Annotated in this window: 20 protein-coding genes, 1 tRNA gene and 1 pseudogene; 10 read left to right on the plus strand and 12 right to left on the minus strand. The window is 40.7% G+C overall.

Going from position 1 to position 17,187, the window contains the following annotated elements:
• The first annotated feature begins 242 nt into the window (after positions 1-242).
• Positions 243-521 (plus strand): hypothetical protein, encoded by a 279-nt coding sequence (locus tag ACFE6N_RS17240; protein WP_378938452.1) that lies wholly within the window; start codon positions 243-245, stop codon positions 519-521.
• Between the two features lie 214 nt (positions 522-735).
• Positions 736-1,149, plus strand: coding sequence for a BLUF domain-containing protein (locus ACFE6N_RS17245; RefSeq protein WP_378938454.1), 414 nt, complete (start codon positions 736-738; stop codon positions 1,147-1,149).
• Between the two features lie 27 nt (positions 1,150-1,176).
• On the opposite strand, the gene ACFE6N_RS17250 is transcribed toward ACFE6N_RS17245, so the two are convergent.
• Complete coding sequence (locus ACFE6N_RS17250; RefSeq protein WP_378938456.1) at positions 1,177-1,548, minus strand: PleD family two-component system response regulator; 372 nt, start codon at positions 1,546-1,548, stop codon at positions 1,177-1,179.
• A gap of 302 nt (positions 1,549-1,850) precedes the next feature.
• Here ACFE6N_RS17250 and ACFE6N_RS17255 point away from each other — a divergent pair, with 302 nt between their 5' ends.
• On the plus strand, positions 1,851-2,036 hold the full coding sequence (locus tag ACFE6N_RS17255) for a hypothetical protein (RefSeq protein WP_378938458.1): 186 nt from the start codon (positions 1,851-1,853) through the stop codon (positions 2,034-2,036).
• Between the two features lie 262 nt (positions 2,037-2,298).
• Here ACFE6N_RS17255 and ACFE6N_RS17260 read toward each other — a convergent pair whose 3' ends face one another.
• The 9 genes from ACFE6N_RS17260 to ACFE6N_RS17300 all read right to left on the minus strand — a co-directional run bounded on the left by ACFE6N_RS17260 (position 2,299) and on the right by ACFE6N_RS17300 (position 10,450).
• Positions 2,299-2,784 (minus strand): hypothetical protein, encoded by a 486-nt coding sequence (locus ACFE6N_RS17260; RefSeq protein ID WP_378938460.1) that lies wholly within the window; start codon positions 2,782-2,784, stop codon positions 2,299-2,301.
• A gap of 3 nt (positions 2,785-2,787) precedes the next feature.
• Entirely contained in the window at positions 2,788-3,885 is a 1,098-nt protein-coding gene (locus ACFE6N_RS17265; RefSeq protein ID WP_378938462.1) for a zinc-dependent alcohol dehydrogenase, read from the minus strand.
• 87 nt (positions 3,886-3,972) lie between these two features.
• Positions 3,973-4,224 (minus strand): hypothetical protein, encoded by a 252-nt coding sequence (locus ACFE6N_RS17270; protein WP_378938464.1) that lies wholly within the window; start codon positions 4,222-4,224, stop codon positions 3,973-3,975.
• 854 nt (positions 4,225-5,078) lie between these two features.
• Positions 5,079-5,618, minus strand: coding sequence for a lipocalin family protein (locus ACFE6N_RS17275; protein WP_378938466.1), 540 nt, complete (start codon positions 5,616-5,618; stop codon positions 5,079-5,081).
• Between the two features lie 71 nt (positions 5,619-5,689).
• Positions 5,690-5,845 carry a DUF2256 domain-containing protein gene (locus tag ACFE6N_RS17280; protein ID WP_090980104.1) on the minus strand — a complete coding sequence of 52 codons (156 nt, stop codon included), beginning with the start codon at positions 5,843-5,845 and terminating at the stop codon, positions 5,690-5,692.
• Between the two features lie 6 nt (positions 5,846-5,851).
• The gene (locus ACFE6N_RS17285; RefSeq protein ID WP_378938468.1) at positions 5,852-7,270 is read right to left on the minus strand and encodes an SDR family oxidoreductase; all 1,419 of its coding nucleotides are present in this window, start codon (positions 7,268-7,270) and stop codon (positions 5,852-5,854) included.
• A 200-nt stretch (positions 7,271-7,470) separates the two neighbouring features.
• Positions 7,471-8,493, minus strand: coding sequence for an NAD-dependent epimerase/dehydratase family protein (locus tag ACFE6N_RS17290; RefSeq protein ID WP_378938470.1), 1,023 nt, complete (start codon positions 8,491-8,493; stop codon positions 7,471-7,473).
• Positions 8,494-8,557: 64 nt separating this feature from the next.
• Positions 8,558-9,127, minus strand: coding sequence for a Crp/Fnr family transcriptional regulator (locus tag ACFE6N_RS17295; RefSeq protein ID WP_378938472.1), 570 nt, complete (start codon positions 9,125-9,127; stop codon positions 8,558-8,560).
• 357 nt (positions 9,128-9,484) lie between these two features.
• Complete coding sequence (locus ACFE6N_RS17300) at positions 9,485-10,450, minus strand: helix-turn-helix domain-containing protein (RefSeq protein ID WP_378938474.1); 966 nt, start codon at positions 10,448-10,450, stop codon at positions 9,485-9,487.
• Between the two features lie 104 nt (positions 10,451-10,554).
• Between ACFE6N_RS17300 and ACFE6N_RS17305 the strand changes: the two genes are divergently transcribed.
• The 7 genes and pseudogenes from ACFE6N_RS17305 to ACFE6N_RS17335 all read left to right on the plus strand — a co-directional run bounded on the left by ACFE6N_RS17305 (position 10,555) and on the right by ACFE6N_RS17335 (position 16,142).
• Complete coding sequence (locus ACFE6N_RS17305; RefSeq protein ID WP_378938476.1) at positions 10,555-11,664, plus strand: FAD-dependent monooxygenase; 1,110 nt, start codon at positions 10,555-10,557, stop codon at positions 11,662-11,664.
• A gap of 632 nt (positions 11,665-12,296) precedes the next feature.
• A complete protein-coding gene (arr, locus tag ACFE6N_RS17310) occupies positions 12,297-12,710 on the plus strand; it encodes an NAD(+)--rifampin ADP-ribosyltransferase (protein WP_378938553.1) in 414 nt (137 codons plus the stop codon).
• Positions 12,711-12,902: 192 nt separating this feature from the next.
• Complete coding sequence (locus ACFE6N_RS17315; protein ID WP_378938478.1) at positions 12,903-13,181, plus strand: hypothetical protein; 279 nt, start codon at positions 12,903-12,905, stop codon at positions 13,179-13,181.
• 75 nt (positions 13,182-13,256) lie between these two features.
• Positions 13,257-13,736 (plus strand): annotated as a pseudogene (locus ACFE6N_RS17320) (transporter); the annotation flags it as partial.
• A gap of 355 nt (positions 13,737-14,091) precedes the next feature.
• Entirely contained in the window at positions 14,092-14,286 is a 195-nt protein-coding gene (locus ACFE6N_RS17325; protein WP_378938480.1) for a hypothetical protein, read from the plus strand.
• A gap of 81 nt (positions 14,287-14,367) precedes the next feature.
• On the plus strand, positions 14,368-15,561 hold the full coding sequence (locus ACFE6N_RS17330; RefSeq protein ID WP_378938482.1) for a hypothetical protein: 1,194 nt from the start codon (positions 14,368-14,370) through the stop codon (positions 15,559-15,561).
• A 17-nt stretch (positions 15,562-15,578) separates the two neighbouring features.
• Positions 15,579-16,142, plus strand: a complete 564-nt coding sequence (locus ACFE6N_RS17335) for a hypothetical protein (RefSeq protein WP_378938484.1) — start codon at positions 15,579-15,581, stop codon at positions 16,140-16,142.
• Between the two features lie 369 nt (positions 16,143-16,511).
• Here the strand turns inward: ACFE6N_RS17335 and ACFE6N_RS17340 are convergent, their stop codons facing one another.
• Both ACFE6N_RS17340 and ACFE6N_RS17345 read right to left on the minus strand, forming a co-directional pair.
• Positions 16,512-16,961 (minus strand): helix-turn-helix transcriptional regulator, encoded by a 450-nt coding sequence (locus tag ACFE6N_RS17340; RefSeq protein ID WP_378938486.1) that lies wholly within the window; start codon positions 16,959-16,961, stop codon positions 16,512-16,514.
• A 109-nt stretch (positions 16,962-17,070) separates the two neighbouring features.
• Positions 17,071-17,154 (minus strand) — tRNA-Leu (locus ACFE6N_RS17345).
• Positions 17,155-17,187: the final 33 nt, after the last annotated feature.

Below are 17,187 nucleotides of genomic sequence, written 5' to 3' on the forward strand. Positions count from 1 at the left end.
TTTACTCCGCTATGTTTCAGGAAATCATTGATCAGGGTTTCTCCTAATCAACTTTATCTCCTTCACCATAAGTTGGATATATATAGAACTGCCCTATTCGATCAAAAGTTTTGGCTTATGGCCGGATCGAGATAAACTTGCTGGTTTTTGATGTTGTATCAGATCTATGAAAATGATTTTTACCGTTAACTGAAAACATCACAGACTATTTACCTGTTATGTGATAAATAATTATACTCATTATGGAAGAAGAACACAAAAATAAAAATCTTGCGGATCCGAAAGCAGATCAGACCGCAGAAAACTCAAATATGCCCGATAACCAGGTTCCCCGCCACCGTAGCAATGACAGCAGTGAATTAGAGAAAGTGAAAGATGGTGCAGGTATGCTTGGCCGCGAAATGGGCGAAGGTGATTACGGTGCTGAAGAGGCGAGAGCGGACCCTGAAAAGGGTAATCCTGGTGAGGCTGGAAATATGCCAAATTCTACCTCAGATAATGATCCTAAAGAAATAAAGTAATCTAAATCGAAGATATTGGTTTGATTATAAATGGATTATATTGCCGGATTCAGCCTTTTAAAGAGAAACTTTAGCATAGCTAAATTTCTGATAAATCCTGGTTAGCTTACCTTTGGCAGCAATACGGATTGAAGTCGAATTTCCTACAACTTTAGCTTGTAAAACAGAAAATTCCATCATTACTTTTGTTAACTTGTAAGCTAACCCTATCATTATGTCTAAAGGAATCTATTATTTGGTGTATACCAGCATAGCTTCACGACTCATGAGCGATGAGGACCTTTTATTGCTATTGCAGCAGTCACGCCGTAATAACACTGCGCTTGAAATGACAGGACTGCTACTCTATATGGAAGGGAAATTTATTACCAAAACCGAAGGGCGGTTTATCCAGTTTCTGGAAGGTGAAAAAGCGCAGGTTTTGGCTATGTACAGTAGTATATGCTCCGATGAATGCTACAGGAGTATCCTTCTGCTCGGTTCAGGGTTCTGGCATAAACGGAGTTTTCCAGCCTGGTCGATGGGCTTTAGTCCGTTAAATGCCGACCAGCACAGTGATGTTGCTAATTTTTTCCATCTTGATGATACAATGGCTGAAGATAAACCCGTCATCAAAGCTATTAAATAACAGCTGGCCGTCTATATCTTATTTCGCCTAAGTTGTTGCTGCTTTGAGCAATACGTTTTTAACTTTATTAACCAGAGCGGCATAGTCAAAAGGTTTAAACATAATGTCGTCCGCGTCGCATGCGATATTAGTTACCTGTGATTCCAGCATAGCGGTAATCAACATTACAGGAATGTGACTGGTACTGCGATCTGCTTTAAGATTATTACAAATATCCCGTCCGTCGTTTGCATCCAAAAGGATATCCATTAAAACCAGATCGGGGCAGAAGCTGGTCATTGATGGCTCAAGTTGTATCGACTGGCAAATGCGCTTCACCTGAAAACCTGCACTTTCCAGTACCATCTGCATCACTTCCGCATTGCCAGGATCATCATCTACTACAAGAATTTTGGGCATATGACTGATTAATTTTAATCTAATTTACCATTAATTTACGTAATAGTGTTAAGACAATTTCATTTAGGTATTTATGACGGTAACGGTTATGTTTATTTTGTCGGCTTTATTGCGATTAACGAAACTAAAATTTATTGCATTTTAAATGACAGGGAGCATATTTATTTAAATTGTTAAGGTTTTATTATCCGTCTAACCTTAGGTTTATAAACACTCGTTGAAAATTTTGAATACCTGCAGGCTTCAGAGTCTCTCATTACAAAACTAAACTCATTTTAATGATGTTCTCTAATTAAAAAGTTATGATGAACACAAACGTAGATCCAAACGAGGATGAGAACCAAAAGAATGATCATCAATCAGATGTTAGTCCCAATGAAGAGGAAAAAGCAGATGATAATGATGTACAACGTGGCCTGACAGGCGAAATTGATGACAAGGAAGATGTAAGCGGCGATCTGGCCGGTAACGCAGGTGGGAATACCTAACCGTATCAATGGGGGATATCCATTATTGCTGTCCTCATCATCAATGGCAGGGCAGCCACCTTTTTAAGGTAGGCAGAAATAAAAATATTATTTCCTGAAGTATATCTTTGGAAAGATCGTCATTCCCAACTTGATTGAGAATCTTACAACAAACATTAAGATTGCTTCAAGTGCGAGAATGACGATCATTCTATTGCAGCCTACCAATGGTTTTGGCAAGCCAAATGTGGACGATGCATCACACACCTGGCTGCCGAAGATTCTATTTTTTCTTTCGGGTTAGATAACTTAGTAAGAACAAACTGATTACACCTGTCACCAGGATCTTTTTAGTCAATTCCGCACGGTTGTACTTCATTTCCGACTTCCATCCGCGTTCGGCAGGTATATTGGGTATAATGCCGCTTCTGAAGTCATCTATAATTCCTTCCCAGGCATTTATACGGTCGGCAAGAATCAATGGTATCCAGTGCCGGTAGCGATCTTCGCTATGTTTGAAAGCATAACGGCGTATCATACCACTTAGGCCTGACGGAGGCGATGCATTTCCAAATACCGCACTTACTTCAGGGCGTTCTGTAGATTTCAGGATCTCTACATCAACTGGCTGCTTCGGAGGTTTTTCATAGTCTGAACGTTTGTGGTCATCACCGGTGTAATTTTTCATCGGATAGGTAGGTTCATTCCGCTCATCGATATCCAGGCCCCAGCCGGGAATATTTTTATAATCAAAGTTTTTGGTTTCCATGTTTTAAGATTTAGTGGATGGGATAAGTACCACCTTGATACATTCATCAAGCTTAGCTGAGAATATGTGGTAGGCATCTGATATTTCTTCCAATGGGACTTTATGTGTAATAAGTCCTTTAGGATTAAGCCTTCCGGCCTGTACATGTTCTATTAGTTTTGGTAGTAATCGTTTTACCGATGCCTGGTTGGCCCGCAGGGTAATCCCTTTGTTGAGTACATTGCCAATGGGTACGTAATTGAACGGCGGGCCATAAACACCCACTACCGAAACAATTCCTCCTTTTTTTACTGAGTTGATGGCCCATTGAAGAGCAGTTGCCGCACCGGCCTGCATCAGTGTTATTTTACCGGTAAAAGTTTGGAGGGCATTTCCTTCCGCTTCACAGCCTACGCAGTCTATGCAAACATCAGCACCATACCAGTCGGTAATTTTTTTCAGAAATACCACCGGATCTTCCATTGATTTAAAGTTGTAGGCTTCACATTTTGCATAATTTCTGGCAAATTCCAATCTATAGTCGATGTGATCGATTACAATTACCCGGGATGCACCAAAAAACCAGGCACATCTAGCTGCCATAATCCCGATTGGTCCGGCGCCAAAAACAACTACAGTATCTCCTTCTTTAATTCCGCCCATCTCTGCAGCCTGGTATCCGGTAGGTACAACATCGGTTAGCAAAACGGCATCGTCAGGGTCCATATCGGGTGGGATTACGGTGGGACCTACATTGGCATATGGAACACGCACATACTCCGCCTGTCCGCCGTTAAAGCCACCGGCAGTATGTGAATATCCAAAAATACCTCCAACTGCAGTAGCCATAGAGTTGGATTCATGACAGTTTCCATAAAGACCCTGTTTGCAAAAGTTACACCTGCCACAGGCGATATTAAATGGTACTAATACCTGATCTCCAATTTTTACATTAGTTACCAATGGTCCAATCTCTTCTATAATACCGATAAATTCATGTCCGAAGGTTGAGCCAACCCTGGTATCGGGTACCATCCCGTGGTAGAGATGTAGGTCGGATCCGCAGATACAGGTACGGGTTACCCTTACAATCGCATCTTCCGGATGCAAGATTTCTGGCATTGGGCGCTGTTCGGTTCTGACCCTGTATGGGCCCCGGTAGTTCATTGCTAGCATATTTTCAGGTTTTGTATAAATGAAATGGTAAGTTTATCCAAGCTTCCAGGCATAGGTATAAGCCGGAGTGTATTTTTCAGTCCCGCCATTTTTTGGCTCACGGCCAATATCAGGTGATGTGCCGATTTTCTTATTTTTTAAAAATTTTCGGGCCGCATTTTCTTCAAGCCCGTCCAGCTGATCCTGGTTACCTGCACCGGTAACAATATCTTCTGTAGGTTTTCTTAAAGGCGTTTTACCGGCATTTATGATTTCCGGGCCGCTATAGTTATATTTTGTTTTCATGTATTTATGTTGACTGTTTTAACGGCTAAAATTTTTAGCGACGTTATGTAATGACAATTCGAAATGTTGAGATGATTTCCCGTTCCCATCATACTTGTTTTGCTATCTCCTGTTTATAAAACCTAAGCGCTTTTATAAAAGTTTAGGTGTTAATTACGTTTTTTCCCTGTGGTAAACACCTGAACGGGTAATGTGATATGCGGTTAAGCAGTAGTTTTTAACAGCTATATTGAACTAAGCCTGATCGCGTCATCGCCTGTTTCGCGGGAAAATGATCTTGACTCGAGTTTGTTTTTATTGAACAACGTTGACATAATTTGTACAGATCTATACGAGCCTGTCTCAAAATGAGAGATTCAATAATAGCAATAGAATTAAATTTGGCGATGTCGTCATGCTCAGCTTGATCCGATCGCTATCGGATGGGCATCTTAATGCTTTTGTATGGACTACTAGTGCCGTTCCATCTCATTAAGATTAGCTTCGCTGAGCACTCGTGGCTCCCGTTTTCATGGTAATGACGCCCTTTAAAAATATTATTCTGCCAAAAATCTCCAAAGTCATTTTCTGAGGCAGCCTCTTGAATTTATGGCCGATAAAAAGTCTCGTACTCAGCTGGAAACCGACGTAAAAAAGTGTACCAGAGAATTACAGGAAAGGAGAGACAGCCTGTAGATTATTTTCGGTGAAAGGCTCAAAGCTGAAGAAGAACGCATAAAGCCTATCGGTTGCTACAGAAATCGTAAGAAACCGCCTCACTAGGCAGCTGGGAATTCAATCGCGTTAAAAGTGATTTAACCTGGTCTGACGGGATGTACCGGCTGTTTGATCTTAACATTTTAGCTTTTTCCGTCCTAATCTTGTATAGTCCACACCAGGTCATTTGTCTGGTAGCCAAGATCCTTTGCTTTTTTTAAATAATTTGCTTTTACCCCGTCAGGAATTTGTTTTGTTCGGGATAGTATCCAAAGATAGTCCAAGTTATTTCCGGCGATAAGGGCATACTGGTAGTCCTTATCAATTTCAATTACATTATAACCAGCATAGAAAGGGCCAAAAAATGAAACTTTTAACCGGGCTTCGTCATTACCTTTCACAAATTTGGCTTTTCCGATGCTCTGCTTCCATTTCTTTTTAACCATATCATACCCTTTATTGTCTACCTTGATAGAGCCATCGTCATTTTTTGAATAGGTTGCGGTTACACTCTTCAGGTTTTTTTCAAATTTAAAATCCATTCTGGCAATTTCGTACCAGATACCCAGGTATTTATCCTGATCAAATGGCTTAACCGCTGTTGCTCCATTTGGAATTGAAACCTTACAACTGGTATAGACTGCTGCCAGGATGGCCAATGTGGCGAACAAAAGTGTATTTCTATATGTTTTTTTCATAATAGTCATTTTAAATAAGCCCAACAAATGCAAAGCGCAAATGTTTTGACATGCACAAAGCGGAAATGGATTTACTCCGGTTTGACTGCATTTTTTGAGCGCCTGCATTTTTGACTGCAATAGATTACCTCGTCCCAGTTTTTTGCCCATTTGGCGCGCCACATGAAGGGGCGGTTACAAACCGGACAGTTTTTTTCGGGAAGATGCTGTTTTTTTACGCCTTTCATACAGGTTTAAGAGACAATTTTTTTGATCATGCCATTAAAAATAAAATAATGGAAAGGTAGCACGGCGTACCAATACAATCGACCGGCTAACCCAAGTGGCCTGAAAGTAGCTGTTTGATAAACACAATCATCCACTATTTTAAACTCCAGCCAGGCTTCACCCGGTAATTTCATTTCAGCATATAACAATAAGCGGCTTTCCTCGGTATTGGAATAAATTACCCTCCAGAAATCCAGCCGTTCACCTGTACTGATGGCTGTTGGATTTTTTCTTCCACGGTTGAGTCCCACGCCACCAAATAATTTATCCAGGAAACCCCTGAAGTTCCAGAGCCAATTTGCATAGTACCATCCCGATCGTCCGCCAATGGCAAATATTCTTGCTGTAGCTAATTTCCGGTCTTTGGTATGAGCTGATTTTCGATCTACAAACACGCCATTTTTTGGCACTGCGAGCAGCTTTTTGATCATCTCTTTCGAATAGGTTTTTCCCATTGCATCGTACCAGCTTGAGAGCACCATATTTTGCTCGATCTTCTGGAAGGCCAGTTCAATAGCTTGCTTATATGGAATCAATTTGATGTCGAGTTCATCTGCTAAATGATTGGGATCGGCCACTACATCTATATGCATGCTGTCTACAAGGTTCCGGGCAAGACTATAAGAGGTTGACGTGACGAAATACAGCCAGTAAGAGGAGAGCCTGGGTGTCATAACCGGTACAATGAAGATGCGTCTTTGCAGTTTCCTAACGGCTGCAAACTGTAAGAGCATCTCTTTGTAGCTTAATATATCGGGGCCATAAATATCATAATGTTTACCAAAGGTGAATTCTTTTAGCAGCACTTTGAAAAGGAATTCTATTACGTTACGGATGGCAATTGGCTGGCATTTGGTATGTAACCACTTAGGTGCAACCATAACCGGCAACTTTTCTACTAAATCTCGTATAATTTCAAATGATGCACTGCCAGAACCCACAATTATTCCGGCCCTCAATGTGGTGAGGGGTACTTTGCTTTCGCCCAGCAATTGTTCCACTTTTTTGCGTGAGGCCAGGTGTTTTGAAAGTTCAGTGCTGTTTACAATTCCGCTCAGGAATATAATTTGCTTTGCCGAAGTTTCGCTAATCGCCTTTGAAAAGTTTCGGGCAGACTTTGCCTCACTATCGCTAAAGTCTTTGTTTCCGCTCATTGAATGGACAAGGTAGTAAGCTGCATCGATATCTGTTGGAAGTGATCGCAAACTTTCAGGTTTCATGAGGTCAGCTTCGATAACAGTGATCTTAGCATGACGGCTAAATTTGTTCTGGTCGAAGCGTGCTGCATTTCTAACCAGGCAAAAAACAGTATGACCCTGTTCTAAAAGAACTGGAAGCAATCGCTGAGCAATATATCCGGTTGCCCCGGTGAGTAGTATTTTCAAACCGTAATTTTAATGTTAAGAACATTTAACTGCATGTTATGTTTGCTAGATAGGAAGATAACTTTAAAAGGGCTTTGATACAAAATTAAGAACTCATGAGTATATTTCTGAGAAATATGAATCGACATCGGTTAAAAGCATAAATTGTTTATTGTCAATTGCTTATCGTGTTGGCCATTTCAACCGACCCGGAACACGCATTAAGCGTAATTAGCTGGAATTTTTTGTCGGTCGTACAAATAGTACATAGCCTCTTTCACAGCGTGTACCGGCTTTTTAGGGTTGAAACCTAATGCTGTCCTGGCTTTGGAAATATCAAAATCTTGCTGAAGTCCGGAAAACATGGCAATGTCTTTGGTGGTAAGCAAAGGTGTTTTTCCGGTTAGCTTACTTCCAATTTCCATCAGCCATGAAATGATAAAAAGTATGGGTTTTGGAACAGCTGCCGGTAATTTGATTTGCAGTTCCGGGAAAAGTTCCTGGGCAATTTTGGTAGTTTCCTTTATCGACATGCATTTTTCGTTTGCCAGAATATACCGTTCGCCATTCCTGCCTTTTGTAGCGGCAAGGTAGCAGCCTTCGGCTACATCTTTTACATCAACCCAATTCAGGGTAATATTGGTTTCAACTGGGATTTCTTTTTTCAGGATGAGGCTGATGATGTTGTAGGAAACATTTAGTGGCTCAAATGCTTCGCTGCCTATCATTGCAGAAGGTAACACAGCAACCAATTCGATATGATGTTTTTTAGCCAGCTCAAACGCCAGTTTTTCGCCGTCATTTTTTGAGTTGTAGTACAGATCCCTGCGGTCTGGATTGTAACCATTGCTTTCTTTTGCCGGAAGTGTGGCATAATCCAACGCCGCAATCGAACTTACATACACAATCCGCTTTACACCTGCTTCGGCGGCTGCTTCAACCATATTTTTTGTCCCAAAAAGGTTTACATCGTAGATATCTTTTTTCGGGTTTTTGGCCCATAGCTTAAACATTGCGCCTACAGCATAAAATGTTTCCACATCCTGCAATGCATTGATCAATGACTGTTTGTTGGTAATGTCAGCCTGCACTACTTCGCATGCTAATCCTTTAAATGCTTCTTTATTTTCGATATTGCGGACTGAAGCGCGTACGGGAATGCCCTTTTCGATCAGTAATCTGACCAGGTTATTGCCCAGGTGACCGTTTGCGCCGGTAACCAATGCTAAATTCTTTTTTGCCATCTTTTAGTATTTGAAATGATAGCACAAAATTCGGCATGGTTTTTTCAAATCCGGTTCGCAAATGTTACCTAATGAATTTTTTTCGAATCCTGCTCAGGCTTTTGGGGTTCATTCCAAGAAAGGAGGCAATATACTGCAAAGGGACATTCTGTAAAATATACGGATAGTCTTGCATCAATTTCTGATAGCGTTCTTCGGCACTTAGGGTTGCCAGTTCTTTTGAGCGGTTGTTGTTATAAGCAAGTGATTTTTGAAAAACCGATATGCTGAAATCCTTGAACAACATGCTTTGTTGTGTTAGTGTATCCAGGTTCCTTTTGGTAATCCTCAACAATTCGCAGTCCGTAATGCATTCGAGGTTTTCGCTTGATTTAGTCTGATCGGTAAAGTGGAAGTAAGAAGTAATAAAACCGGGTGGGCAGTTGATATGGGTGGTAACTTCTTCCCCGTGTTCATCGTAGTGGAAAAGTCGTAGAAAGCCAGATACCACAAAGTATAGGTAAGCTGGAACTTTTCCCTCTTTTTCAAGGATGTGGCCTTTTGTGAAAAGTACAGGTTCAAAGTATCGCCTGCATAAGGCCGTATCGTCTGATGTTATATCTGCAGATAGAAGTTTAATTAATTTCTCGTACATGTTACAAAGTTAGAAAATCATTTTCCCGCCGTCATCTGGTTGCACTGGTCGTTCAGCTTTTTGAATTTCCATGTTTTTCTTCTGGTCAGTCAGCCACTTTCTGCAGGGAAATCGCTTTTAACTTTTCTCTGTTAGTTCTAGCTCTTTTTGCGCATGCCTAAGCGTTTATGTTTGCCACGGAAGCACGAAAAACACGGAAAAATTTTAATCTACTCCGTGATTTCTGTGTTTCCGTGGCTAATTAATTTTTGAACGTGTTTTAAAAGCAATATCCCTGCCACTTTCTGCTGTAGATTAGCATTTAATGATTAAAATTAGGATCTTGTAATAATAATTCAGGCCGAAATCTCCTGTATGTTAATTTTGTTGAATATTCTGAACATATTTTTTAGGCTTCTTGCCGATGTGCTTTTCAAATACCCTGGTAAAGTGGCCAAGGTTTTCAAAACCCATTGCATACCCGGCTTCAGAAACCGAAAGTTTCTCTTCGCGCAAAAGACGTGCGGCTTCTTTCATCCGGAGGTGTTGGTAATAATCATAAATACCCATTCCAAATACCTGCTTAAATATTCTGCGGAGTTTAAATTCGTTCATGCCGGCAGTCTGTTTTAATTCAGATATCGTATTAAAGCTGCTCAAGGAAGATACAATTTTGTCCCTTACATGGTAAACCGCCTTTATTTCTTTTGCATTTAATTTCAGATGTTCAGCACTTTCCCGTTTCTTTAAACTTTCAAACAGATAAAATAGCAACTCCATTGCCTTCATTTTATAATAAAAGCTTTTCAGGTTGGCGGGTTCCTCTTTTTTTGATATATCATTAACTGTTCGTAAAATATCATCTGTCATCAGTTCTTCTATCCAAAAACTGTTAGCACGATCAAACAAATAGTCAAAGTAATCAGCCTCTTCCTTTAAAAAATCCTTCAAAAATTGGGCACTGATGCTAATGGAAACATGTGATACCTGGGTGTTCTTTTTAAATTGTAACGTTTGGCTGATCGTATACGGAAAGATGCGTACGTAAGGAGGCTCCGTGGTGTTATTCTTTTTACGATTCTCCGTTTCGTTGTTCCCATGGTTTTCAAGGATATCATGAAATATAATTCCGATACCTTCAACCAGATCAGACTGGCCGGTTACACGGGTAAAATCTTCTTTCACAACAAATGATCCGAAGTGCATTGCCATGTCAGGCAGAAAAGTTATTCCTTTGAATGAGGTGACCTCAAAATTCTGCAGTACATTTTCCACGACCAATCCGAGCTTGTTGGCGAACTGCTGCATATCGCTGTCAACATATTCATTTTTTTTATCGCTCATCTTTTTCGACTAAAAATGATAGTTTATCGATTATTTTACTCGTAAAGATACGATTAGTTTTGTGGTGAATAAAAAGCTACATAAAAATTAATTTTAAAAAAGAGATGAAAAAACAGGTGTTGATATCGGGTGCCAGCTTTGCGGGCTTAACGCTGGCCTATTGGCTAAATAAATTTGATTACGAAGTTACGGTAGTGGAATTAGGGAAAGATCTGAGAACAGGCGGTTCACCAATAGATGTACGTGGTGCCGCTTTGGATATCGCCCGGGAAATGGGCATTTACGACCAAATCAAAGCCAATGAATTTGTTCATACGGACGAAATCGTTGACGCCGAAGGAAAAACATTGGTACACTTTGCCATTAATACCTTGCCAGAATACCTGGGCGATATCGAGATTCACCGTGGTGATCTGGTTGAGATTATTTACAACGTTATTCCTAAAAACGAAGTAAATATCATGTTCAGCAACAGCATAACTGCATTGGTCCAGCAAGATGATCACGTAAAAGTATCCTTTGAAAAGGGTGACGATAAAATTTACGATCTGGTGTTTGGTGCTGACGGTACGCATTCTATGGTGCGAAAACTTGTTTTTGGTCCGGAAGATGACTTTAAAAAGTTTTTGGGTGTGTATTTTGCATTTGCAGCAGCTGACCATATCCAGACGGGACGGCCAAAATCCACTGGTATTGTATATCGCGAGCTGGGAAAACAGGCGGTCATCTTCCAGTTTAAAGCGGCTGCAAATGCTATTCTGGTGTTCCGGGCACCGCAATTAAATTGGGACTACCGTGACCGCGACCGGCCAAAGCAGATCCTGAAAGATTATTTCGGCGGGAATGAACACTGGAAACTTCCGGAAATTTTAGATGCCATGCTGGCTGCCGATGACCTTTATTTCGATGAGGCCTGTCAAATCAAAATGCCCTCATGGACAAAAGGTCGGGTAGGTCTGATCGGTGATGCCGCCTATGCCCCAAGTTTTTTTACGGGAATGGGCACCAGTCTGGCTATGCAGGGCGCAAGCATGTTGGCGAAAGAATTACATCACAACCAGGATCATCAAACTGCTTTCGTTAAATATAATAATGGTTTCAAACCTTTTGTAGAAAGCGTTCAGGCAAGGGTTAACGATTCACTCAAAATTCAGCTACCTGAAACCGAAGAGGAATTACAAGCTTCTTTTGCGGCCTGGAAAAATGATCAGTAAACACTTCGTTAAAGCGGTTTTTTACGGTAGAATCAGTGGCTCGTTGTTAATGAAAAGCCTGCCAAGTATCAACTGGCAGGCTTTTTTAATTATATCATTTGATGAATTGTTTGAGAGTTGGTTAGTCTTTGCAGAATCATCATTATTTCAATGCTGATTATCTGATTAACCGTGATCTTTTGTAATAATAACGCCGGAATCGAAGCTGTAGTGCGCCTGGAAAATTATACCTCAAATCCTGATCTTTTAACGGATTTGGTAGCTATTTTTGGAGAAAGATCAATATTTTCGAGCATGTAAGTATGGAATTCAATCCGCATAATCACATTATTCAGCTTTGTATGCAGGGCATGCAGAATGAAGAAACAGGTAATTTTGAAGCGGCGGTCCAGCTATTTCTTAAGGCCTGGAGCGAAGCGACAAACGACTTTGAAAGGTTTATTGCCGCCTGGTTCGTTGCCAGGAGGCAGTTAAAAAATGCCGACAAGTTAAAATGGTATGAAATTGCATTGGAACTGGCCTCCAGTGTGGATGATGAAGCAGTCAGGGCCGCCTTTCCGTCGCTGTACCTGAACATCGCCGATTGTTACCAGGCACTGGGCGACATTGAACGGTCAAAGCATCATCAGGCCATGGCATTGGCATCTGTTAGTCAGCCCGCTGATGGTGGACCTTTTTATCACGGCACCAGAGCAGACCTGAAGGTAGGTGATCTGCTGACTGCCGGATATTCATCCAATTACCAATCGGATCTCATTATGAACCATATTTATTTTACGGCTTTGGTAAATGGCGCAGGTCTCGCAGCTGCTTTGGCCAAAGATGACGCCCCGGAACGTGTTTATATTGTTGAACCTATGGGCAGTTTTGAGGATGACCCTAATGTTACTAACAAAAAGTTTCCGGGTAACCCGACCCGTTCTTATTGTACTAAAGAACCACTTAAAATAGTTGGCGAAGTAAGTGAATGGTTAAGGCAAACGCCTGAACAGCTACAGCAATGGCGCCAAAAATTGGCCGCCAACAACGGAGAGATTATTAATTGAGGCGAAGCTGGAGGACAAACGGAAATCTCGTTTGGTAAGTTTGACTTCGCCGCTTCTCTGGCATGCAAAACAATCTTTCATCCCATGCTGTTAAGGTAAATAACCAACTACTATTATGTCGTTATTAATGCGATCAGACAAACTTTATCAGCAACTAGAATCTGAACGTGGCAGTATCAGAAAAACTGAAATATGAACCCAAAATATCTCCTTACCGCTATTGTGATTTTTATAATGCCGAAGTTCATTATGGCACAGACTGCTCAAAAGCCTTACTCTATATTTTCGCCCGTACCGAAAGAAAAACTCCGGGAAATGGAAACAGATCGGCCTGACGTTACCGAATCTGCCATTACGGTGGATGCCGGCCATTTTCAGTATGAAAGCGACCTGTTCGCTCTGGAACGCGAGCGACCGGAATCTTCCTCACAAAAAACGGTAACGATCAATAGGGCTAACCTCAAAATGTGACTTACCGGCAGCATATCCCTGCAGGTGGGCGTTGAAACCTAAACCTGGCAAAAAGAAAGGAATAATGAAACCGGAGAAGTTGAGAATAGTAAAGGATTTGGCGATATAAATCTCCGGCTTAAACAAAATCTGATCGGGAATGATAAAGGCAATTTTTCAATGGCATTACTGCCCTATGTTACATTGCCGACAGCAGCATTTGGTAACAGCAAACTTGAAGAGGGGCTTATTGTGCCCATGCAGGTTAAATTACCATCAGACTGGAAAGTTGGCACGCAGGTGGAGCTTGATCATTTAAAAGATAATTCTGGCGACCAAAAGCATGTAGAATACCTTCAGTCGCTAACAGTTAGCCACGAGATCAGAAAAAACATTACCGGTATAGCTGAAACTTACTTTACTTACGATTTTAAACAACATCATTATTCAAACTTTTTTAATGCCGCGGTCCAGGTAGAAATCGCACATGATGTAAAAATTGATGGCGGTGTTAATTATGGAGTTCAGAAAGATGCAATGAAAAAATACTTTCTTGGCATAGCCGTCCGGATTTAGTAAGCGAAAAAAACTAAACACGAATCTGCGAAAACAGCCACTTCCCGTATATACCCTAACGCAATACCTATTATTGATCGAGTCTTTATATATCTTCCCTTATATGCCACTAAATCCTACCATGAGTACTGACTTGACTATAGGCTTTTCCGTGTTTCGTGTAAAAAAATAAAAAGATTCATGTAAAGAAAATACAAGGTTCGTGTAATAATTAGATTTATGTATTTGAAGGTTTGAAACCGATAGCTAAGTTCGCACCATACAATTATGGCGCTCTCACAGGTTTGAAAAAATCATTAAAAATTTATCATGCTTTGTGGTAGCTGTCCGGCTTAAACAAAAACGTAAATCTAAAATGAAAAAACAATCTCAATTAGTTAAGTCATTTGGCTTAATCTTCTCTCTGCTAATTAGCACAGCAGTAATCATTGCATCCTGCAAAAAGAATTATTCTGAAAATGAAATCACCGGTCTGGCTGACCTTAAAAACTGGGAGACAAAAAACTTCAATCACAACGCACTTTTATTTAATAGTTTGAAGCCAGACTGAAATAAGGTTTTTGTCAATGATCAGGGGAAACAGGATGTATATGAAGTAGAGGTGATCAACAAAGATAAACTATTTTTATCGATGGGATTCGCTGATCCTTCGAAAGTCGATTCAATTGCCGCGCAAAGTAAAATTAAAATGCTTTTCTTTAAGGATAAGCAAAGTGGTAAAATTACAGGCGGTTATTACATGGTTTCCATTTCGGATGAAAACCCACATTATAAACAATACAGTTCGTTGACCGGCGCCGTATATTACTATGGGGCAAACGGATATTTTATCAATGGATATGTTTATGAACAGGGGAAGGCCATAAGCGCTATCAAAGGCGCGAATGCTGAAGCGTATAGAGCATCATTGAATGAAAGATCTCGCCTGCCAGGGATTGGACGCGGCAAATTACAATTGGCGGCGGCACAGAATTGTTATACTGACGTTTCCCCGGTATATGGAATGAGTTGTATCACCGTTGAAACTTATACCGAATGCACTCCCTATGTGAAGGGATACAACTATACAACGGTTTGTACAGACGTACCGGTAGTTGGTGATGGAGGAGGTGTTGATGGATCAGGAGGATCAGGAGGATCAGGGGGTGGCGGCTCAGGCGGCGGAAGCGGCTCTGGCAGTGGTACTGCACCCAGTTCTTCCGATATTACAAATGAGCTTAAAGCCTATCTTTGTGCTCAGGAACTGGTTGAAAAAATGAAGACATTGAACACTGATATTGCAAACCTTATTAAGAATGCATTCGGAAAAAATGATTTGGTAAATATAAATTTCAAGGCAGACCCTTCTTTAGTGGGCACAACAGTTGATGGAAAGAATTTAAGTGCGGCTATTGCGGGTCCAACTGCCACCTATCAGGTTGGAATAAACCCTGACATATTGAATAAATCGACCAAAGAATACATTCTTGCTACATTGTATCACGAAGCCCTCCACGCTTATTTTGCAGAAAAAAAGAGGGCTTTGGCTAATCAGCCTGGAGAGTTTGAGAGACAATTCCTTGGGATTGAAGTAAATGGCGGAAGGCTTCTACAGGTTGTTGACCAGGATCATTGGCCAATGGGATATGATAAATTCTTGAGAGGTATTAAGGACGCAATACTTTCCTATAATCCCTCGTTTAACGCGGACAGGGCAATAGCTATTTCCAAGACAGGTATAGTCGGCCTTACTCCGTCTGAGGCCAATATAAATAAACAAGAGAGAGATACTACAGATCCCAACAACCCAGGGGCAACTGGAACAAAATGTGGCTCTGAAAATTAAATATTACCAACTACGATATGAAAAATTATTTTAATACATTACTGCTGGTTATAATCTTAGGCTTAACTCCACTATTCTCCAACGCTCAAAAAACATCTTCAATACCTGATTGGGAAAGAAAAATCCACAAGGTTCTCGCAAATGACAAATCTCATGCTGTAATAAAAGATAGCATCGCGTTATACTGTTTCAATGTTAAACTGGAAATTGTAAAAAATAAAACAGGGAAGCCAGAAATAGGCCGTATGGTCGCCAGCGATAATCTGTTTTACAAGATTTTCCCCAATTATAACGAGCTTAAGACTATTGACTATAGAACTCTTTTGGGAGTTAAAAGACAAGCAACACTGGTCATCCCAGTCATAATATACAATACATCTAAGACTGCATCAAGCAAATATAACAGGCAAGGAGAAGTTGCGCTTATAAGCCTTGAAACTGCCGCAAATACTACTGCAAGGGCCTTCTCGTTTATTGACAACGCATCAGGATCAGGATCTCAGAATTATGTCTTTGCAAATCCCCGCGTGATTCATGTTATCAATAAAAATGATAAAGAACCAATTACATCAAAAAACTAAGTCAGAATTTGTTTGAAGGAATTTCACGATAAATATTATTAAGTAATTAAAATGAAGAAGCTGTACCCAGGGAGGGATACTGCTTCATACAGTAAAGGATATAGCATTCCAGCTATAAGTTCATATTTGAATTTTCCGCTTTCTTGGCAAGATGCTTTTAATCATTCTAATATTCTTCGTTTCCTTGTTAGGTCAAATGAGATTTTGACAGAAGACGTCCAACGCATAAGAGTTCTCAAGATACCTTAACTAAAACCCGTGCCAATTAATAGTACGGGATAATTTTTCAATTTGTAACCTATTTAAACCGTGCTAACTACTATGTACGGACGCAAAAAAAATATCAGAAGCTCTTTTAACGAGAGAATTCTACTTTAAGATACTTTCTTTCAAATTGCTGATCATGCGCTTAATTTCGTCCAGACCTGTTTCTGGAGCAGGCAATTCTTTAGTATGATAGCTGTGAAACTGCCAAACCTCCAACACATCATTAACCGCAACTGAATAGGGCTGGTATGCTTTATTTAAAGATTCCAGCAACACTGTTCTGTCGCCTTGGACGGTAACCATTTTAAACACGTACCATTGAGGATCACGATACAGGCCGCCCTTGGCTTTATCTGCGTCCAATCCTCTATCTACAAAGCTTGCAATTACATCACTGCCCTCTGGTATAGGCGCCATTGAATCCCCAATAATCGGAAACATCCGATAACTTTTTCCTTTGGGTAAATTGGGCAAGTTAACCTTCGGCAGTGCAGCAATAAACTCCGGATCATTGTAGCCGGCCATATATCCGGCTTTTGCTCTGATCGGCACATACTTCACGTTTTTGGATGTGGTACCTTAATTAGTTACAGCAATCAGATTGATCATAAAAATAAAAAGCCTTGATTTTTGTCAAGGCTCTTTGTTCGATTTTTTGTTGTACTCGGGGCGGGAATCGAACCCGCACGCCTTTGAAAGCACAGGATTTTAAGTCCTGCGTGTCTACCAGTTCCACCACCCGAGCATTAGCCGCTGCCGATCTCCATCGGCTTGGTTA

The organism is Pedobacter sp. BG31 (assembly GCF_042464845.1).
GTDB classification, from domain to species: domain Bacteria; phylum Bacteroidota; class Bacteroidia; order Sphingobacteriales; family Sphingobacteriaceae; genus Pedobacter; species Pedobacter suwonensis.